General features: G+C 73.8%; 17 protein-coding genes. 11 read left to right on the forward strand and 6 right to left on the reverse strand.

The window, feature by feature from the left end; all coding sequences use genetic code 11:
* Positions 1 to 218: 218 nt before the first annotated feature.
* The 3 genes from ADL22_RS14340 to ADL22_RS14350 all read right to left on the reverse strand — a co-directional run bounded on the left by ADL22_RS14340 (position 219) and on the right by ADL22_RS14350 (position 1578).
* Positions 219 to 446 (reverse strand): DUF3107 domain-containing protein, encoded by a 228-nt coding sequence (locus tag ADL22_RS14340; protein ID WP_066978230.1) that lies wholly within the window; start codon positions 444 to 446, stop codon positions 219 to 221.
* A gap of 117 nt (positions 447 to 563) precedes the next feature.
* A complete protein-coding gene (locus tag ADL22_RS14345; protein WP_066978232.1) occupies positions 564 to 1205 on the reverse strand; it encodes a TetR/AcrR family transcriptional regulator in 642 nt (213 codons plus the stop codon).
* A 148-nt stretch (positions 1206 to 1353) separates the two neighbouring features.
* Positions 1354 to 1578, reverse strand: a complete 225-nt coding sequence (locus tag ADL22_RS14350; RefSeq protein ID WP_066978235.1) for a hypothetical protein — start codon at positions 1576 to 1578, stop codon at positions 1354 to 1356.
* A 148-nt stretch (positions 1579 to 1726) separates the two neighbouring features.
* Here ADL22_RS14350 and ADL22_RS14355 point away from each other — a divergent pair, with 148 nt between their 5' ends.
* Together ADL22_RS14355 and ADL22_RS14360 are read left to right on the forward strand one after the other, a co-directional pair.
* Positions 1727 to 2767: an alpha/beta fold hydrolase gene (locus ADL22_RS14355; RefSeq protein ID WP_066978238.1), complete on the forward strand. Its 1041-nt coding sequence runs from the start codon at positions 1727 to 1729 to the stop codon at positions 2765 to 2767.
* 7 nt (positions 2768 to 2774) lie between these two features.
* A complete protein-coding gene (locus ADL22_RS14360; RefSeq protein ID WP_234430695.1) occupies positions 2775 to 3938 on the forward strand; it encodes a DUF3152 domain-containing protein in 1164 nt (387 codons plus the stop codon).
* A 44-nt stretch (positions 3939 to 3982) separates the two neighbouring features.
* Here ADL22_RS14360 and ADL22_RS14365 read toward each other — a convergent pair whose 3' ends face one another.
* Complete coding sequence (locus ADL22_RS14365) at positions 3983 to 5500, reverse strand: MFS transporter (protein ID WP_066978240.1); 1518 nt, start codon at positions 5498 to 5500, stop codon at positions 3983 to 3985.
* 111 nt (positions 5501 to 5611) lie between these two features.
* Between ADL22_RS14365 and ADL22_RS14370 the strand changes: the two genes are divergently transcribed.
* Complete coding sequence (locus tag ADL22_RS14370; RefSeq protein ID WP_324615551.1) at positions 5612 to 6583, forward strand: YafY family protein; 972 nt, start codon at positions 5612 to 5614, stop codon at positions 6581 to 6583.
* Positions 6584 to 6654: 71 nt separating this feature from the next.
* Here the strand turns inward: ADL22_RS14370 and ADL22_RS14375 are convergent, their stop codons facing one another.
* The gene (locus ADL22_RS14375) at positions 6655 to 6933 is read right to left on the reverse strand and encodes a hypothetical protein (RefSeq protein ID WP_324615552.1); all 279 of its coding nucleotides are present in this window, start codon (positions 6931 to 6933) and stop codon (positions 6655 to 6657) included.
* A gap of 445 nt (positions 6934 to 7378) precedes the next feature.
* On the opposite strand from ADL22_RS14375, the gene ADL22_RS14380 reads away from it, so the two are divergent.
* The 7 genes from ADL22_RS14380 to moeZ all read left to right on the forward strand — a co-directional run bounded on the left by ADL22_RS14380 (position 7379) and on the right by moeZ (position 14914).
* Entirely contained in the window at positions 7379 to 8323 is a 945-nt protein-coding gene (locus tag ADL22_RS14380) for a helix-turn-helix domain-containing protein (RefSeq protein WP_066978245.1), read from the forward strand.
* A complete protein-coding gene (locus ADL22_RS36185; RefSeq protein ID WP_324615553.1) occupies positions 8280 to 8423 on the forward strand; it encodes a DUF397 domain-containing protein in 144 nt (47 codons plus the stop codon). Before ADL22_RS14380 ends, ADL22_RS36185 begins: the two co-directional genes overlap by 44 nt.
* Complete coding sequence (locus ADL22_RS14385) at positions 8416 to 8625, forward strand: DUF397 domain-containing protein (RefSeq protein WP_066978248.1); 210 nt, start codon at positions 8416 to 8418, stop codon at positions 8623 to 8625. Before ADL22_RS36185 ends, ADL22_RS14385 begins: the two co-directional genes overlap by 8 nt.
* A gap of 198 nt (positions 8626 to 8823) precedes the next feature.
* Positions 8824 to 10737: a DUF3492 domain-containing protein gene (locus ADL22_RS14390; protein WP_066978251.1), complete on the forward strand. Its 1914-nt coding sequence runs from the start codon at positions 8824 to 8826 to the stop codon at positions 10735 to 10737.
* A 219-nt stretch (positions 10738 to 10956) separates the two neighbouring features.
* A complete protein-coding gene (locus ADL22_RS14395) occupies positions 10957 to 12237 on the forward strand; it encodes a hypothetical protein (RefSeq protein WP_066978254.1) in 1281 nt (426 codons plus the stop codon).
* A 265-nt stretch (positions 12238 to 12502) separates the two neighbouring features.
* Complete coding sequence (locus ADL22_RS14400; RefSeq protein WP_066978255.1) at positions 12503 to 13462, forward strand: NAD-dependent epimerase/dehydratase family protein; 960 nt, start codon at positions 12503 to 12505, stop codon at positions 13460 to 13462.
* Between the two features lie 273 nt (positions 13463 to 13735).
* The gene (gene moeZ / locus ADL22_RS14405; RefSeq protein WP_066978259.1) at positions 13736 to 14914 is read left to right on the forward strand and encodes an adenylyltransferase/sulfurtransferase MoeZ; all 1179 of its coding nucleotides are present in this window, start codon (positions 13736 to 13738) and stop codon (positions 14912 to 14914) included.
* A 119-nt stretch (positions 14915 to 15033) separates the two neighbouring features.
* Here moeZ and ADL22_RS14410 read toward each other — a convergent pair whose 3' ends face one another.
* Positions 15034 to 17883, reverse strand: a complete 2850-nt coding sequence (locus ADL22_RS14410) for a lysylphosphatidylglycerol synthase transmembrane domain-containing protein (protein ID WP_234430696.1) — start codon at positions 17881 to 17883, stop codon at positions 15034 to 15036.
* Between the two features lie 480 nt (positions 17884 to 18363).
* Here ADL22_RS14410 and ADL22_RS14415 point away from each other — a divergent pair, with 480 nt between their 5' ends.
* Entirely contained in the window at positions 18364 to 18906 is a 543-nt protein-coding gene (locus ADL22_RS14415; protein WP_079064115.1) for an MGMT family protein, read from the forward strand.
* The last annotated feature ends 136 nt before the right edge of the window (positions 18907 to 19042 follow it).

The following is a 19042-nucleotide window of genomic DNA, read 5'->3' on the forward strand; positions in this document are numbered from 1 at the left end:
AAGGCATTTCCACCGGAGTGTCCGGCCCGTGGACGGCGGACGAACGGAGCGCGAACGATCGGCGGACGGAGCGCGACGCGACCCGGCCCGGACGGCGAACGGCGACTGCGAATGGCGGCGCCGGAGACGGCAAAAGGCGGCGGCCCGGAGATTCCGTTCTCCGGGCCGCCGCCCTTCCGCTTCGGTGCGCGGCGCCGCTCGCGCCGCCGCGGTGCCGCTCAGAGCGGGCCGAAACCGACCTTGCGGGCGGTCGGCTCGCCGATCTCCACGTACGCCACCCGGTCCGAAGCGACCAGGACCTTGCGACCGTGGTCGTCCACCAGGCTCAGCAGCTCCGTCTTGCCGGTGAGCGCCTCGCTCACCACGCGCTCGACCTCTTCGGCAGACTGCTCGCTCTCCAGAACGATCTCGCGGGGCGCGTGCTGCACGCCGATCTTGACCTCCACGGCTTATGTCCCTCCGACGGTCGGTGATGTGCGCGGCCGGCCGCGCGGTACGCAGCACACATTAGCCCGGTACGGGGACGGAGAAGACGTCCGCGGCCACGCCCGCAGCGAACACGGTCAGTGGTTGTCGGTGCCGTGCAGGGGGAAGCCGGCGATGCCCTTCCAGGCCAGCGACGTCAGCAGCTGCACCGCGGTGTCCCGCGGCACCTTGCTCCCGGAGGACAGCCAGTAGCGCGCCACCACCTGGGAGACCCCGCCCAGGCCCACGGCCAGCAGCATCGACTCGTCCCGCGAGAGCCCGGTGTCCTCGGCGATCACGGCGCTTATCGCCTCGGCGCACTCCAGCGACACCTTGTCGACCCGCTCGCGGACGGCCGGCTCGTTGGTCAGGTCCGACTCGAAGACCAGCCGGAAGGCGCCGCCCGGGTCCTCCACGTACGCGAAGTAGGCGTCCATCGTGGCGGCGACCCGCTGCTTGTTGTCGCTGGTCGACTCCAGCGCCGCGCGCACCGACTGGAGCAGCGACTCGCAGTGCTGGTCGAGCAGGGCCAGATACAGCTCCAGCTTCCCGGGGAAGTGCTGGTAGAGGACCGGCTTGCTGACGCCCGCCCGCTCGGCGATGTCGTCCATCGCGGCCGCGTGGTAGCCCTGTGCGACGAAGACTTCCTGGGCCGCGCCCAGGAGCTGGTTGCGCCGGGCTCGGCGTGGCAGGCGTGTGCCCCGCGGGCGCGCCGCCTCGGTCTGCTCGATGGCGCTCACGCTGCCTCCCAGAAATCGTTCCGTTCGCGGTCCGTACAAGGTGGTGCACCGCGCCCGTCATCGTACTTTTGGGTAACGGGCCTGTGTGCGGTCGGCGGCGAGAAATTCTGCGCGGCCCCCTTCCGGGAAGCCGACATAACGCCCCAGGTCATCGGTATTCGTCTTCGTTGAGCTCGACGACGCGGGCCTGCTCGGCCCGGTCCGCCTCGTTGGCGGAGTAGTCGCCGCCGGTCACGGCCTCGTCGCGGCGCGGTGCGAGGTCGGCGTACTGCTCGGCGGCGTCGGCCTCCGGCGCCTCGACGTCGAGCTGGGCGACGGCCGGGCCCCCGGCCGCGTCCTCGAAGGTGTCCGGGTCTGTCGGGTCGACGCGCATGGTGGCTCCCTTTCCGGTCGGTACGGGGCCATGGCCCGCCGGGGGCGGCGCCCCTCTACGAGCCTAGGAGAGCGGTTGCGGCGGCGCGATGCGGTGTGTGACCGCGAACACACAAGCGGCGGTGTGATCGTCTCGTAACATCGACAGCATGTCTTCGAGCGAGTCGCCGGACGCCGCGACAGCCGCCGCCCTCCCGGTGCCGCCGGCCGGCCCCGGGGCCCCGGACGCCGCCGCCGAGGCGGTCCGGCGGGTGACGCTGCCGGGGATCACGCTGACCGTCCGCGCCCCCAAGCGGCGCCCGGACGGCACACCCGTGGGCGCCGCCGGACGGGACCGCGAGCCGGCCCTGTGCCTGCACGGACTGGGCGGCTCCTCGCGCAACTGGACCGCCCTGATGCCGCTGCTCGCCGACCGGCTGGACCCGGAGGCGATCGACCTCCCCGGCTTCGGCGAGTCGCCGCCGCCCGCTGACGGCAACTACTCCGTCTCCGCGCAGGCCCGTACGGTCATCCGGTACCTCGACGCGGCCGCCCGCGGCCCCGTCCACCTCCTCGGCAACTCCATGGGCGGCGCCATCGCCACCCGCGTCGCCGCGGCCCGCCCCGATCTCGTCCGCACCCTCACCCTCGTCTCGCCCGCGCTGCCCGAACTCCCGCCGCAGCGCACGGCCGTGCCCACCGCGCTGCTCGCGGTCCCCGGCGTGGCCCGGCTGTTCAGCCGCCTCACCCGCGACTGGACGCCCGAGCAGCGCACCCGCGAGGTGCTGACCCTCTGCTACGGCGACGCGGCCCGGATCACCCCCGAGGGCTTCGCCTCCGCCGCCGAGGAGTACGCCCGCCGGCTCGAACTCCCGTATTTCTGGGAGGTGATGGAGCGTTCGGCGCGCGCCGTCGTCGGCTCGTACACGCTCGGCGGCCAGCACGGCATGTGGCGGCAGGCCGAACGGGTCCTGGCCCCCACGCTTCTCGTCTACGGTGGACGCGACCGCCTGGTGTCCTTCCGAATGGCACGGCGGGCGGCCGCGGCGTTCCGCGGCTCACGGCTGCTGACACTTCCGGAGGCGGGGCACGTGGCGATGATGGAGTACCCGGAGACGGTGGCGCGCGCCGTCCGCGAGCTGGCCGACGCCGCCGCGGCGGCCGAGCGCGGGACGGCCCGCGCCGGGCACCGCACGACGGGCAGGAGCTGACGGGCACGTGGGACGACACAGCCGCCGGCCCGCCGGGGAGCAGGCCCCGTCCTACGGGGAGCAGGCCCCGTCCTACGGGGAGCAGACCCCTTCCTACGGGGAGCAGACCCCTTCCTACGGGCAGAGCGCCGGGATCGCCGGTGGTACGCCGTACGCGCCGGGGACCGGGCGGCGGCGCCGGGTGGCCCCGGAGAGCGATGCCGCCGCGCCCGCCGGCGTGGTGATCCCCCGGCCGCGGGGCCCGGAGCCCGGGTACGGGCCGAGATCGATGGCCCCCGAGCCCGGGTACGGGCCGAGCCCCCATCCGGCGGCCCCGGAACCGGTCACGCTGACCCCGCAACCGGACGCCCCCGCCGCCCGCTCCCCCCGTAAGAGCGGCAAGGCCCGCACGCTCACCGGGGCGGCGGCCGCCGCCGTGACCACCGCGCTCGCCGTCGTGATCGCCGGCCAGGTGGCCGACCAGCACCACGACGGCACCACCCCGCAGGCCCGCGGCGGCGACGACCGTGCGGACGGCGGCGCGGACGCCGCGTCCCGTTCGGAGATCCGCGCACGCCAGGACGCCCAACCGGCCGACTACGCCACGCAGATGGCCCAGGTCTTCCCGCTCGACCCGCAGCTGACCGCCGCCGGCCGCTTCCACCCGGTCGGCGGCGACGCCCCCGCGCCCGGCCACGGCAAGGTCAAGCGCTATCGGGTCGACATCGAGGAGGGACTGCCCCTGGACGGCGAGCTGTTCGCCGAGGCGGTGCACAAGACCCTCAACGACGACCGCAGTTGGGCGCACGGCGGCCGGCGCACCTTCCAGCGGGTCGCCTCCGGTGACGCGGACTTCGTGATCACCCTGGCCAGCCCCGGCACCACCGCCAAGTGGTGCGCCAAGTCCGGCCTGGACACCACCGAGGACAACGTCTCCTGCGACTCGGCGGCCACCGAACGCGTCATGATCAACGCCTACCGGTGGGCCCAGGGCGCCCAGACCTACGGCCCCGACAAGATGTTCGCCTACCGCCAGATGCTGATCAACCACGAGGTCGGCCACCGCCTCGGCCACAACCACGAGATCTGCTCCCGCCAGGGCGCACTGGCCCCGGTGATGATGCAGCAGACCAAGTTCCTCACCACGGACGGCGTCACCTGCCGGCCCAACTCGTGGCCGTATCCGGCGTAGAGAACTCCATGGGCACGTAGATCCGTGCCCGTTCCGCCACCCGGTCAGCGTTCGGATGCGTAGTGCCGGCCGGTCTGGCGCACCGGCTGCTCCACCGCGCCGGCTTCCTTCCCCTGCCCCGGGCGCCCGCCCGCGACGGACGAGGGCGGCTTGGGCAGTGCCTGGACCAGCAGGGTGACGAGGACCGGGAACGCCACGATGACCGCGATGCCGAGAGAGAACGCCGTGGGGTAGTTGTCCGGTGCGGGCGGGTCGCCGAGGGCGCCGAAGAAGACGACGCCGACGAGCGATACGCCGAGCGCCGCGCCGCCCTCCATCGCCGTGGACAGCACACCGGAGGCCGAGGAGGCGTGCTTCGGGTCGATGCCGGCCAGGGCCGCGGCGGGCAGCGGCGCGGCCACCAGGCCCATGCCGAAGCCCGCGACCAGAAGTCCGGGCGCGACCCAGCCGGCCGTACCGTCCGTGCCGATGTGCGCGACGATCAGTCCGACGATCCCGTAGCCGACGGCGACCAGACCGGCGCCCAGGGCGATGACCTGGTTGCCGACGCGTGCGGCGAACTTCCCCGCGAGGAACGACGAGCCGAAGAACCCGGCGCTCATCGTGGTGAAGAGCAGCCCCGAGGGGAGCGGATCCCAGCCCCTGCCTTCCTGCATGTAGAGCGCGAACAGCAGGAAGAAGGACCCCATCGACATGAAGTACACGAAGTACGCGGTGACGCCGACGGTGAATCCCCGCTCGCGGAACAGCCCCGGGTCGATCAGCGGCGCCGCGTTGCGCGCGGCCCGTCGCCGCTGGTGCGTAAGGAACAGGACGAACAACGGCACGGCCGCGATCAGCGACAGCCACGTCCACACCGGCCAGCCCTGTTCCCGGCCCTCCAGCAGCGGCAGCACCACCGCGGCGAGGCTCAGGGTCGCCATGGCGGCCCCCGGCAGGTCCAGCTCGGCGCCGGTCCCGGTGCGGATGGGTGGGACGATCCGCGGCGTCAGGGCCAGGATCACCAGGCCGATCGGGATGTTGATCAGGAAGACGGTTCGCCAGCCGAGCCCGGCGACATCAAGGGCGATCAGCAGGCCGCCGATGAGCTGCCCGCACAGCCCGGACAGCCCCAGCATCAAGCCGTACGCGCCGAAGGCACGGCCCCGCGCCTCACCGGTGTAGACGTGGCTCACGACGGCGAGCACCTGCGGGGTCAGCATCGCCGAGGAGAGGCCCTGGACGATACGGGTGACGATCAGGAACCAGATGCTGGGCGCGAAGCCACAGGCCGCCGATGCGGCGGTGAAGAGCGCCAGGCCGATCACGAACATCCGGCGGGGGCCGAAGAGGTCCCCCATCCGACCGCCGGTGATGAGCCCTACGCACAGGGCCGCGCCGTAACCCACCATGACGAGCTGTGTCTCGGGCGCGCCGGCGCCCAGGTCGCTCTGGATCGAAGGGATGGCGACGTTGGCGATGAAGAAGTCCAGAAAGGCGATGAAGCCGCCGATCAGGACGACGGCCAACGGCGCCCAGGACGTGGGCTCGACCGCGCGGCCGGCGGTCTGCGGACTGGTCATGTCAGGGTCTTCCGTCCTCGGGTCGAATGAACGGGCCGAGGCTAGGTCCGGGTCACTGACACCTCCTGTCAGTGACCCGGATACTTTTCCTCCATGCGGGCTAGTCGGTTGGTGAGCATCCTGTTACTCCTCCAGACACGCGGCCGGATGACCGCGCGGGAAGTGGCGCAGACCCTCGAGGTGTCGGTCCGCACCGTCTACCGGGACATGGAGTCGCTCGTCGCCTCCGGCATCCCGGTGTACGGCGAGGCCGGCCCGGACGGCGGATACCGCCTGCTCGACGGTTACCGGACCCGGCTGACCGGGCTCACCGCCGACGAGGCCAGGGCCCTGTTCCTGACCGGCCTGCCCCGGGCCGCGGCCGACCTCGGGCTCGGGGCCGTGGCGGCCGAGACGCAACTGAAGCTGACCGCCGCCCTGCCACCCGAGATGCGCGAACGCGCCGAACGGTCCCGGCAGCGGATCCACATCGATGTCCCCGCCTGGTACCAGGACTCCGAGGAGACGCCCTGGCTGTCCGCGGTGGCGAGCGCGGTGTGGAACCAGCAGCAGGTGCGGATCCGGTACGAACGCTGGGCCGCCCCGCACGAAGTGATCAGGACCGTGGACCCCTACGGAGTGGTCCTCAAGGCCGGCCGCTGGTATCTGGTGGCCGGGTCCGCGCACGGCGTGCGGACCTACCGGGTGTCCCGCATCACTGAACTGGAGCCCCTGGCAGGGACGTTCACATGGCCGGCCGGATTCGATCTGGCGGCGCACTGGCGCGAGTACCTGGCGTCCTTCGACGCGCGCCGATACCGCGACCGGGCGGTGCTCCGCCTGTCACCCGAGGCTCTCGCGGGCATCGGGCAGGTACTCGACGCCCCGGCTGCCCGGGCCGCCGAAGAGTCCGCGGCGCCCGACGCGGACGGCTGGACGCGGGTGGTCGTCCCCATCGAGTCCTGTGAACAGGCCCTCCCGAAGCTGCTGCTGCTCGGCGTGGGCGCCGAGGTGGTGGGGCCGCCTGAGCTGCGGGAGAGGATGCGGGCCGCACTCGCCGAGATGCTCGCCCGGTACGAGGGTGACGGCCCGACGCGGGAGTGAGAAGGGGCGGCCCCCTGCTGGGGTGCGGAGTCAGCGTCCCGGGCTGCTGGGAAGAACCGCCCGCATGACTCTCAGCCGCCCTCCTCGCCCCCGCCTTCGCCAATGTCGTCCTCGTCCTCGACGTGGCCCGCTTCGCGCAGCCGTTCACCACGGCTCTCCGCGACCCGGCGGACGGTGATGAGCGAGGCGGTCAAGTCCTCGGCGAGCAGGTGGATTTCGCCGGGCGTCCAGGCCCGGCTGCGCAGCATCTTCCGCGCCTCCGCGATCAACGCGTCGGCGGTGCCGAGCTGTTCGGCCTCCATCCGGTCCGCGAGCCGGGAGACGTAACCGGTCCCGTCGCTCGGAAGCACGTAGCACGGCTTTCCGTCCGGACTCGACCAGGGCAGGAGCCGGGGAACGGTCCCGTCCGGTGGGCTCGTCATCATGCCGCCACCCCCCTCGAAGGAGTGATTGACGTACGGTGCTGGATGTGCGCCAGGCGCAGCGTCATCGTCGGCGTGTCCTCGTAACTGCTCAGTGCCGTACGGGAGTTGGGGCCGCAGCGATGGCGTCCGGTGGCCGGAAGCAGCAGTCGCAGCAGCGGCGTGAGCAGTAATGCGAGACGGCAGGCCATCACGACTCTCCTGGTGGGGGTGGGGAGTTGGCGTTCGGAAGCGGGGGCGATAGATCACTCGTTCGAGGACTCGTCGTGGCCCGCATCGCCGATTACGTTCGGTAGGCACAGCGTTGCCCAGCGAACCGGCCGGGCACAACGCCCAGCGCGTGACACTTGCGATCTGTCACAAAGGGGACGACATGAAGCGTCGTAACGGTACGGAGGGTTCGGCGGCCACCACGGCCGCCGTCTTCGGCGCGGTGCTGCGGCACTACCGCGAGCTGGCGGGCTTCACACAGGCGTACCTGGCGATAAAGATCCCGTGCGACCGCTCCCAGATCGCCCGCATCGAGGCAGGTACGCGGGTCCCACGGAGATCCTTCGTCCAGAAGTGCGACGCGTTGCTGGGCACCGGCGGAATGCTGGAGAAGCTGTGGGAGGAGATCGATTGGCACGCGGAGGTCGAGCATCCGGATTGGTTCGAGCGCAGAGCCGGGATGGATGCGACCGCGCTAGCTATTCGTGAGTACCAAGAGCAAGTGATTCCGGGCCTGTTGCAGACGCAGGAATACGCTCGGGCGCAGTTCAGTCGCAGCCACGCGGACCCCGAAGAGGTCGAGTCGCGCGTTCGGGCTCGACTGAGTCGCCAGCCTCGCTTCCTGGCTGAGGGCGGTCCGCTGTACATCGCCGTCCTGGACGAGAGTTGTTTGCGGAACGCGGTCGGGAGTCCGGAGGTCATGCGGTACCAGTGCGCGCATCTGCTGGACGTTGGGCAGCGCCCCAACATCCGTATCCAGGTGGCCCCAGCAGGTCTCTTCGGGATCTACCGCCCCCGTAATTCCCTGTCGTTGATCGAACTGGCCGACGAGCGGTGGGTGTACTCGGAGTCGCTGGACAGGGGGCATTTCAGCGACGATCCAGCCGTCTACGCGCGCCACCTGCGAGCCTATGATGTGCTCAGGGCGGACATCCCGTCAGCCCACGAGTCTGCCGCTCTCATCAGCGACGCGATGGAAGGGTACGAGCAGCATGGACAGGCACGAACTCGGCGCGGCGAGTTGGATCAAAAGCAGCTACAGCCACGACAACGGCGGCAACTGCGTGGAAATCGCCCCCGGTATCCCCGGCTCCGTCCCCGTTCGTGATTCGAAGGATCCGTTCGGGCCGGTGCTTCGGTTCGACGCAGGCGGCTGGGACTCCTTCATCGAGGCTGTGAAAAGCGGGGAGTTGGGGCGGCATGGGTAGTCCTGAACTCGACGCGGTGGCTTGGATCAAGAGCAGCTACAGCGGCGACAACGGCGGAAACTGCGTCCAAATCGCCCCCGGTATCCCCGGGTCCGTCCCCGTTCGTGATTCGAAGGTTCCGTACGGGCCGATTCTCCGGTTCGACGTTGCGGGCTGGGACTCCTTCATTGAGGCCGTGAAGCGGGGGGAGCTGGCCGGCTGACGTTGGCCGGTCGGCGGCCAGCGGACTCATAGCGCGTCGAAACGCCCTGAGGGGTGGAAAGTTACGTGTGTTCACCCCTTCCGGTGGCGCGATGGACAACCGTCCATCGCGCCACCGGCGCTTTTGCGTAGCTTCTTTCTGCAGGTGGCGGGGGTCTCCCGCGCCGGGACGCCGATTTGGGAGGACGGGGGTGCCGTCGTGCGCATTGGACTGCTCACCGAGGGTGGTTATCCCTATGCGTCCGGTGAGGCGCAGGGGTGGTGCGACCGGCTGGTGCGCGACCTCGCGGCCCATGAGTTCGCGCTCTACGCGCTCAGTGCGGAGCCGGGGGAGGAGAGCCGCGAGGTCGCGGAACTTCCGGACAACGCCTGGCTTGCGGGGCGGGCGCGGCTGTGGGGTCCGGCCCCGGGGGCGCCGGGGAAGTCCGCCGGGCGGCGGCAGCGGCGGCGGTTCGCGGAGCACTTCGGCGAGCTGGCGGCGGCCTGCGCGGCGGCCCCGGCGGGGGAGTGCGCGGCGGGCGGCCCGACCGTAACCGACCTGGCGGACCGTTTCGCCAGTGGTCTGTACGGGCTCGCCGACCTCGCCCGGGACGGCGCCCCGCTGACCGCCCTGCTCCGCTCCGAGGACGCCCTCCGGCCGCTGGAGGCCGCCTGCCACGGGGCCGGTGCGGCGACCGCCGTCCAACGGGCCCGCGTCCCCGATCTGGTGACGGCCGCCGATGTCCTGGAGGCGCAGCTCCGGCCGCTCGTCCTGGACTGGTACGGCCCGGGCGGCCTCGCCGCGGTGGACCTCTGCCACGCCGCCTCGGCCGGGACCGCCGCTCTCCCGGGGCTGCTGGCCAAACGCTTCTTCGGGACACCGCTGCTGGTCACCGAGTACGGCGTGCGGCTGCGGGAGCACTATCTCGCGGGGGTCGCCGGGTCGTCCCAGTCCGCTGCGTCGTCCCAGGCCGCCGGGGGACCGCCCACCGCGTTCCCGCCCGCCGCGTCCCCGTCCGGGGCGGTGCGGGCGCTGCTGACCGCGTTCCGGCGGGCGCTCGCCGGTGAGACGTACGCGCGGGCGGACCTGATCACCCCAGGAGACACCCGGGCGCGGCGCTGGCAGGAGCGCTGCGGCGCCGATCCGGCCCGGCTGCGTACCGTCCACCCGGGGCTGGACGCGCGCCCGTTCACGGCGGTGCCGGACGCCGCGCCGGACGACTCCGCGACGCTGGTGTGGGTCGGTTCTATCGCACCGGACAAGGACCTGATCGGGCTGCTGCACGCGTTCGCCGAGGTGCGGCGCGAGCATCCGGCGGCCACCCTGCGGATCATCGCCGGGCCGGGAGGCGGTGCGGGGGAGGCCCCGGAGGCCGCCGCGTACCGGGCGCAGTGTGAGGTGCTGGCCGCCCAGCTCTTTCCGGACGAGGCCGCCGACGATCGTACGGCCGGTGAGAACCCGGTCAGCTTCGAGGAGATCGGCGGGCCCACCGCCCCGACCCGGCTCGACGCGTACGCCTCGGCCACGGTGCTGGTGCTCTCCAACGGGACCGAGGGGTTCCCGCGCTCCCTGGTGGAGGCGATGTTCTGCGGCCGGGCCACGGTGTCGACCGACACCGGCGCGGTCCGCGAGGTGATCGGCGGCACCGGGCTGGTCGTCCCGCCGCGCAACCCCCGGGCGCTGGCCGATGCCTGCCGGGCGCTGCTCGCCGACCCTGAGCGGCGGGCCCGGCTGGGGGCGGCGGCCCGCGCCCGGGCGCTGGAGCTGTTCACCGATGAGCGGAACACGGCGGCTTTTCGCGGGATCTATCTGGAGCTGATCGCGCGGGCTCCGGGCGGGGCGGCGGGTGCGGTGGGTGCGGCGGGACGGGCAGGTGTGACCGGTGCGGCGGGGTCGGTGGGCGGTGCCGTTGCCGGGGGCGGCGGACGCGGGGCCGCAGGTGGCGTTCCGAGGCCGTTCGCGTGGCCTGCCGAGGCGCGGATGGCCGAGGCGGCCGGGACGCCCGCCGGAGGCCCGCCAGGGGCCGTTCGCGCGCCGAGCTGGGCGCGTGCGGACCGGGGCTGCGGGCAGCCCCGGCGGACGCGGTACGGGGCGGCCGGCGAACCGGCCGCCGGGCAGGCGGGGCGAGGGTGAGGGAGACGGCGCATGACTGCCATTGAGAGCCGGGGTGCGGGCCCGGCTACCGGGGCCGGGTCCACATCCCGGGCCGGGACCGGGACCGTTTCGGAAGGGCCTGACGGGCGTGGTGGGCCTGGCGGGCGTGGTGGTGCGGGCACGGCGGTCCGGACCGCTGTCCCGGCCGCGCACCGGGCGGCCACCCGGCACGGCCCGGCCGACCCCGTCAAGCTGCTGATGCACCGCCACCGCACGCTCTGCGAACGGGCCGTTGACCCCCTGGAGATCGCCGCCGTCCTGGAGGCGGACGGGGTCACCGACCGGGCCGCCGCCCGCTTCCGGCACCGGGACGTCTTCTCGCTCGCCGAGGAGCTGTACGCCCGGGTGCCGCGCGCCGACGCCGCCACCGGGACGCCGGGGGAGTCCGCGCCCCGTACACCGGAACCCGCCCCGGTGGACACCGGGGGTGCCAGGCGCGCCAGGGCCACCGGGGCCATCGCCCCCGCCGCCCCGCCCGCCAACGGGCCCGCCGCCGGGCCGCGTTCCCTCCGGGCGGCCGTGCAGCTGCTGCCCGGCGCGGTCGCGCTGGCCGCGCTCGCCGCCCACGCCGCCGTACGGAAGGCGGGCGCCGATGTCGTCGTATGGGCGCCCTGGGGCGCCGGCTGGATGCCGGGTGGCCTGCGGGTGCCGGGCGGCGGCGTACGCGTACCAACGCACGTACAGCTATGGGTCGTTGAGGCGGTCGGGCTGCTGCTGACCGTGCTCGCGGTGCGGCTGGCGCTGCGGCAGGGGCCGCTGCGGCGGCGGCGCGGGCGGCGGTCCCGGGTGGCCGCGCTGTGGGCCGTCTGGGCGGCGGGCTACGCGCTCTGCGGCGACTGGCTGCTGGTCCAGGTGCTCTCCGGCGGGCCGGACGTGCCGGGCGAGTTCCCCCGCGTCGCGGTCGCGGACGCGCTCGGGCTGCTGTGCGCGTTCGCCCCGGCGGCGTGGTGCGCGCACTGGTTCGCGGCCGGGGCGCGGCGGCGGCTCGCCACCAGCCGCGGGCTGGCCGAACTCGCCCGCCGGGTGCGCCCGTTGCTGGCCGCGACCACCCTGCTGGCCCTGGGGGCGGCGGTGGCGCTGCCGTTCGCCGCCCGGCTGCTGCTCGGTGGCGGCGACGGCCCCGGGGGCCGGTGGTCCCTGGCCGCGGTGGCCGCGCTCGGGGTGCTGTTCTTCCTCGCCCGGCTGCTCACCGTCCACGGTTACGCCGGGGCCGCCGCGGCCGGTGTGGGAGCGGCGGCCGGGCTGGAGGCGGCGGCGCTGGCCCTCGTCCTGGCCGCCCGGCTGCCCGGTCTGGCGCCGCTCGGCGAGCCGGTGGCGGCGCTGGAGACCGCCGCCGGGCCGGCCGCCGTCCCGGCCCTGGCCTGCGCCGCCGCCGCGCTCGGCCTCTTCGGCCACGCGCTGCGGGTGCTCACCGGGGCCTGCGCGCACCCGCCCGTCCCCGTAGGCGAGGCGGGGGACGCGGAGGCGTACCGGCCATGACCCGCCCCGCCCGCCCGTACGGGCCCCCGTCCTCCGCTTCCCCCCTTGCGGGGCGGCTCCCCCCTTGGGGGGCGGCGCCCCGCCGCCGTCCCGCAGGCCCCGGCTCCCGCGCCGCGGACCACCCCCCACCCGGCCCGCCCCCAGGGGCGACCGCCGAAGCCGCGGCCGGAGCCGGCGGAATCCACCCGCTTTTCCCGATCCGCATGAGGAGTCGACACATGAACGTCCGCCCGACCACACCGCACGCGCGCAGGGGGGCCGCACGATGAGGGTGCTGCTCATCGGTGCCAACGGGTACCTCGGCCGCTATGTCGCCGACCGCCTGCTCGCCGACCCCGCCGTCCAGCTCACCGCCCTCGGGCGGGGCGACGACGCCGACGTCCGCTTCGACCTGGCCACCGGCAGCCCCGGGGCGCTGACCCGTTTCCTCGACGCGGTGCACCCCGGAGTGGTCGTCAACTGCGCCGGCACCACCCGGGGCGGCGCCCGCGAGCTGACCCGGCACAACACCGTCGCGGTCGCCACCATCTGCGAATCGCTGCGCCGCAGCGGCTGCGGCGCCCGCCTCGTCCACCTGGGGTGCGCGTCGGAATACGGGCCGTCGCAGCCCGGTTCGTCCACCGCCGAGGACGCGGTGCCGCGGCCCGGCGGCCCCTACGGGGTCAGCAAGCTGGCCGCCACCGAGCTGGTGCTCGGCTCCGGGCTGGACGCGGTGGTGCTGCGGGTCTTCTCGCCGGTCGGGCCCGGTACGCCGGCCGGGTCGCCGCTGGGGCGGCTGGCCGAGGCGATGCGGCGGGCCATGCAGTCCGGGGACAACGAGCTGAAGCTGGGCGGGCTCGGCGTGCAGCGGGACTTCGTCGACGTCCGGGACGTGGCGCGGGCGGTGCACGCCGCGTCGCTGTCCGCCGCGCAGGGCGTGGTCAACATCGGGACCGGGCGGGCGGTGCGGCTGCGGGAGGCCGCGGCGGTGCTCGCCCGGGTCGCCGGCTTCGGCGGCTCGCTGCACGAACTCGACTCGCCGCCCGCCCGGTTGGTCATCCCGGCGCCCGCCTCCGACGGCCACCCGGGGGGCGCGCCGCCCACCGCGTACCCGTACCCGGACGGCTGCGGCACCTGGCAGCAGGCCGACGTCCGGACCGCCCGCGACCGGCTCGGCTGGCGCCCGCGGATCGCCCTGGAGGAGTCGCTGGCCGACATCTGGATGGAGGCCGCCTGCCGCATCTGAGGCGGCGCGCGGCTCTCCTCCTGAGACGGGCGTCCGCATACTGGGACGCCGCGGCTATCGGGCCAGGCCACCGGGCCGCCCCCGCGCCCCCGAGGGCGGCCCGCGCTCCTCTCCGGCCCCTGCCCGGCCACTGGGACGAATCCGTCTCGCGCATCGGACCGGGTGTCTCGGAATGAAGAAGGGCGTGGCAGTGTTACGGGAAGAACCATCTCCGCCGTACCCGGCTCCGGCCGGGGCGGGGGAACCCCATCGAGACCGACCAACGGAGTCCCCGTGTCGCTGCCACCCCTGGTCGAGCCCGCTCCGGAGCTCACCGTCGACGAGGTCCGCAGGTACTCCCGCCACCTGATCATCCCCGATGTGGGGATGGACGGGCAGAAGCGGCTGAAGAACGCCAAGGTGCTGTGTGTCGGCGCCGGCGGCCTGGGCTCGCCCGCGCTGATGTACCTCGCGGCGGCCGGCGTCGGCACGCTCGGCATCGTGGAGTTCGACGAGGTCGACGAGTCGAACCTCCAGCGCCAGATCATCCACAGCCAGGCGGACATCGGCCGCTCCAAGGCGGCCTCCGCCAAGGACACCGTGCTCGGCATCAACCCCTACGTCACGGTCAACCTCCACGAGGAGCGCCTGGACTCCACCAATGTGATGGAGCTCTTCGCGCAGTACGACCTGATCGTCGACGGCACGGACAACTTCGCCACCCGCTATCTGGTCAACGACGCCTGCGTACTGCTGAACAAGCCGTACGTCTGGGGTTCCATCTACCGCTTCGACGGCCAGGCGTCGGTCTTCTGGAGCGAGCACGGCCCGTGCTACCGCTGCCTGTACCCCGAGCCCCCGCCGCCGGGCATGGTGCCCTCCTGCGCCGAGGGCGGCGTCCTCGGCGTGCTGTGCGCCTCCATCGGCTCCATCCAGGTCAACGAGGCCATCAAGCTGCTCGCCGGCATCGGCGACCCGCTGGTCGGCCGCCTGATGATCTACGACGCGCTGGAGATGACGTACCGCCAGGTCAAGGTCCGCAAGGACCCCAACTGCGCGGTCTGCGGTGAGAACCCCACCGTCACCGAGCTGATCGACTACGAGGCGTTCTGCGGTGTGGTCTCCGAGGAGGCCCAGCAGGCGGCGGCCGGCTCCACGATCACTCCCAAGCAGCTCAAGGAGTGGATCGACAACGACGAGAAGATCGACATCATCGACGTCCGGGAGCCGAACGAGTTCGAGATCGTCTCGATCCCCGGCGCCCGCCTGATCCCCAAGAACGAGTTCCTGATGGGCACCGCCCTCCAGGACCTCCCGCAGGACAAGAAGATCGTCCTGCACTGCAAGACCGGCGTCCGCTCCGCCGAGGTCCTCGCGGTCCTGAAGTCCGCGGGCTTCGCCGACGCGGTCCACGTCGGCGGCGGCGTCATCGGCTGGGTCAACACGATCGAGCCGGAGAAGCCGGTTTACTGATCGTTTTCCGGGAGATGTCCCGGGCGGTTATGTGAAAGGCGCCGGTCCGTATGTCGCGGACCGGCGCCTTTCGTGTGCCCGGGGCCGGCGCCGGGTGGCCCGTTGGCCGGGGGCCTCGCTCAGATCTCGCCTTTGCGGGTCATGAAGGTGAAGGCGAGCCAGCCGGGGAGGACCGGCAGCCAGAAGACCATCAGGCGGAAGAGGAGGACGGCGGGCAGGGCCGTGTCGGCGGGCAGGCCGCCGAAGGTCAGGGCGCCGATCAGGGCGGCCTCGACGGCGCCCACGCCGCCCGGGGTCGGGGCGGCCGAGCCCAGTGCGTTGCCGGCCAGGAAGGCCACCGCGATACCGGCGTAGCTGATCTGGTCGCCGCCGCCGAACGCCCGGATCGAGGCGTCCAGGCACATCACGTTCGCCGCCGTCAGCAGCAGCATGCCGCCGATGCCGGTGACCAGCTTGCGCGGCCGCTGGAGGATGTCCAGCATCCGCGGCACCACCCCGGCGAACAGCGACCGCAGCCGGGTCACCACGAACTTGCGCAGCGCCGGCACCGCCGTGACCACCAGGACCAGCACCGCGACCGTCAGCAGACCGGCGATGACCGTCCGGGACGGCGAGATCTGCGGCGCGTGCTCGGTGCCGGTCAGATAGCCGAACGCCAGCAGCAGGATGATGTGGCTGCCCAGCCCGAACAGCTGGGACGCGCCGACGCTCGCCACCGCCAGGCCCGGCCGCACACCGGCCCGCTGGAGGAAGCGGGTGTTCAGCGCCACCCCGCCGATCGCGGTCGGCGCGACGAGCTTCACGAAGTCGCCCGCCACCTGCGCGTTCAGCGTCCGGAGGAAGGAGACCTTCTCGGTGACGAAGCCGAGCAGGCTCATCGCCGCCGCGACGTACGTCAGCGCCGAGAAGAACGCGGCCACCAGGACCCACACCCACCGGGCCTGGTTGATCACATCGTTGAGGTTGAAGTTGGTGAGCTGCGACAGCAGCACGTACGCGGCGAACGCGCCCGCGATCCAGCTGATGAGGATGCGCGGGCTCAGCCGCTCCAGCTTGGCCGGCTCGATCACCGCGGTCGGCCGGACCAGCAGCACCTGCCGGCGGATCTGGGCGAGCAGATCCTCCTCCAGGGCCTCCTCCGACGCCTCCTCCAGGGCCCGCTTCTCGGCGGACTTCTCGGCGTTGCGCAGGGCCCGCAGCGCCTTGCGGTCCTGGGGGCCCTGGGCCTCCCGGGCGCGCGCCTCCTTGGCGGCCTGCGACGCGGCGAGCACCGCCTCGCGCTCCCGTTTGGCGCGCTCCCGGGCCCGCTGGCGCAGCGTGGCGCGGGTGGTGCGGCTGAGCGCGATCGGCTGGAGCAGCGGCAGGCTGTCGGCCACCGCGTCCGGGCCGAGGACCTCGACCGCCGCGGCGACCGCCCGTTCGGCGCCCACCCGCAGACCGCAGGTGGCCAGCAGCTGGGCGATGTCCATCCGCAGCACCAGATCGCCGGCGGCGATCTCCCCGCCCCGCAGATCGGTCAGCACGATATTGCCGGAACGATCCACCAGCAGCGCGTCCCCGACCAGCCGCCGGTGCGCGATCCGGCGCGACTGGAGCGCGGCCACCTGCCGCCAGGCGCTGTGCATCAGCTCGTCGGTGATCTCCTCGTCCGCGAGCTGGTCGAGGGTGCGGCCGCCGATGTGCTCGTAGACCAGCATCACCGCGTCCGGGCCCAGCTCGGAGGTGGCGATCAGCTTGGGCGCGGCGGCGCCGGCCGCGATCGCGGCGTACGCCAGCAGCGCCTCCTGCTCCAGGGCCTGGCGCAGGGACTGCAGGCTGCGGCGCTGGTTGATGCCGCGCAGCGACAGCCGCCGCCACACCCGGTAGAAGAAGCCCTGGGCCTGCTGCTCGCGGTCGACCACGGTGACGTCGATGGGCGGGCCGTCCTCCAGGGTGACGAGGTAGCGGCGGCCCCGGTCGGCGTGCTCGGGGGCGGCGTCCTCCGCGCGCCGGGCGCTCACCGGCCGGAAGCCGACCCGGCGCAGACCGGCGAGGAGGGTCTGGCCCGTGGGGCGGACGTTGGGGGAGCCGACCGCGTAGAGGGTGCCGAACGCGACGGTCCAGCCGATCAGCACCGTCACCACGATGGCGAACGGCGTGGTGTACCGGCCGATCAGCACGGCGAACGCGTCCAGCAGCAGGACGCACCACATCGCCACCCGCCACCGGGGGCGCCGGGACATCCCGACCGCCGTCATGTAGGCGATGACCGGCGCGAGGTAGCTGTGGACGGGCGCGGAGAGCGCCCCGTTGGCCAGCGGCTGGGTGAGCGCGCTGCGGATCGAGGCGGGGGCGGATTCGGCCACCCACAGGTCGGTGGCGAGCGAGACCCCGTGCGCGAGCACGGCGGCCAGTACGCCGTCCGCGATGCGCAGTCCATCCCGTTTGATCAGGCGCTCGACGGCGTACGCCACCGGGACGATCAGGACCAGGACGCTGGAGGTCAGGCCGGCGAGGTTGATCAGCAGCGGCGGGGCCGCGCCGGCGCCCTGGCCGATGTCGTTCTTCAGGCCCTGGGTGGTGCCGTGCGCGAACGTCGCCAGGCCCAGCACCAGCGCGATACCGGCGATGCCGAGCAGCAGGCGGAGCAGGTCGGCGGGGCGGTGCACCCGGGCGGGGAGCAGCGGCTCGTCGACGGCCAGGCGGTCGGGGTTGAACGCGCCGGTGTCGGGGCGGCCCGGGGGGCTCGGGGGGCCGGAGGGGTCCTGGGGGGCCGCCGGGTCGGGCGCGGGCTCGTGGGCGGGCTCGTGGGCGGTGTCCTGCCCCGACTCGTGCCCCGGCTCGCGCTCCGGATCGTGCTCCGGCTCGTGCGCGGTGTCGCGCGCGGGCTCGTGCTCCGGCTCGTGCGGTGGCTCGTCCGCCGCGTCCCGCGCCGCTGCTTGCGCCGTGCCCTGCGCCGTGTCCTGCGCCGGCTCCTTGGTCCGCCGCACGGGCTGCTGCCGCTCGGGTGGCTCGGGCGCCGTGGGCCGGCCCGGCCTCGCGGACGCCTCGGGTCGTTCGGCCTTCTCGATCGTGCTCGCCTTTTCGGTAGCGGGAGCCGTGGCCGGCCCCCGTTGCTGCTTCCCCTGGTCCGCCGCCCGCGGCCCCTGCGGCCGCGCCGTTCCGGCGGTCGGTTCCGGGGCGGTGCCGGTGGCGTCCGCGGCCAGCGCGTCAGGGGCGCCCGCCTCCCGTGGAGGCGCCGCACCCTGCTGCTCGGCCGTCTCTTCTTGATCTCGTATCACCAGTCACCGTCCGGAAGATGGTGGCACGGCCGTCCGGCCCGGGGAGGCATCAGGGTGCATTTGGGGGCCACGGAAAGTGGAACCACCGCCACCGCCAACGGTCCGCCGACCGCCCGCACGCTCGCCCCGGCCGGTGCGGAAGCCGGGCGTCCACCCCCATTGTCGGTGGTGTGCGGCAGGATGGACCGAATGAAGGGGAGCGGAGACACGGCCGGGGAATCGGACCGCGCCGGCGGCGCCGCCGACCGCGCGGTGCGGGCCGGCGACACGCCGGGAGGCCGGGTCGGGGCGCCGGGCCGGGACGGCCGCGAGGACGACGGCCGCGCGGACGAGGTGCACGCCGTCAGCGCCGAGCTGCCGGATTACGCGGAGCGGGTGCTCGGGGTCGCCGAGCTGATCCCGCCCGGCAGGGTCATGACGTACGGGGACGTCGCGGAGTGGCTGAAGGGCGAGGAGGCACCCGCCGGGCCCCCGGTGGGCGGCGGGCCCCGGCAGGTGGGGCGGGTGATGGCCCTCTACGGGGGCGCGGTGCCCTGGTGGCGGGTGGTGCGCGCGGACGGCGTCCTGCTCCCCGGCAGCGAGCTGCGCGCCCTGGCCCACTACCGCGCCGAGGGCACGCCCCTGCGCGGCGCGTCGGCCGCGTCCGAGGGCCACATACCGCGGATCGACATGCGTCGGGCCCGGTGGGACGGCGGGGAGGGGAGCGGCGGGGGGGGTTCGGCGGGGGGCTGACCGGGTTCCGTTCCCGGAGCGGGTACGGTCGAGGGCCTGCCGCCGCGCCGGACGCCCCGCCGCGCCGGACGCCCCCGCGCCCCGGACGGCCGCGCCGCCCGGCGGGCACCGCACCCGACCAGCAGCTTCAGCACCT

This window comes from Streptomyces sp. NRRL F-4489, assembly GCF_001509485.1.
Taxonomy (GTDB): domain Bacteria; phylum Actinomycetota; class Actinomycetes; order Streptomycetales; family Streptomycetaceae; genus Streptomyces.

Excerpts from the sequence above, each read along its gene's own strand:
- ADL22_RS14395 (WP_066978254.1), top strand. The coding sequence starts at position 10,957 with ATGCACCGCCACCGCACGCTCTGCGAACGGGCCGTTGACCCCCTGGAG.
- ADL22_RS14355 (WP_066978238.1), top strand. The coding sequence starts at position 1,727 with ATGTCTTCGAGCGAGTCGCCGGACGCCGCGACAGCCGCCGCCCTCCCG.
- ADL22_RS14415 (WP_079064115.1), top strand. The coding sequence starts at position 18,364 with ATGAAGGGGAGCGGAGACACGGCCGGGGAATCGGACCGCGCCGGCGGC.
- ADL22_RS14380 (WP_066978245.1), top strand. The coding sequence starts at position 7,379 with ATGAAGCGTCGTAACGGTACGGAGGGTTCGGCGGCCACCACGGCCGCC.
- ADL22_RS14385 (WP_066978248.1), top strand. The coding sequence starts at position 8,416 with ATGGGTAGTCCTGAACTCGACGCGGTGGCTTGGATCAAGAGCAGCTAC.
- ADL22_RS14400 (WP_066978255.1), top strand. The coding sequence starts at position 12,503 with ATGAGGGTGCTGCTCATCGGTGCCAACGGGTACCTCGGCCGCTATGTC.
- ADL22_RS14350 (WP_066978235.1), bottom strand. The coding sequence starts at position 1,578 with ATGCGCGTCGACCCGACAGACCCGGACACCTTCGAGGACGCGGCCGGG.
- ADL22_RS14365 (WP_066978240.1), bottom strand. The coding sequence starts at position 5,500 with ATGACCAGTCCGCAGACCGCCGGCCGCGCGGTCGAGCCCACGTCCTGG.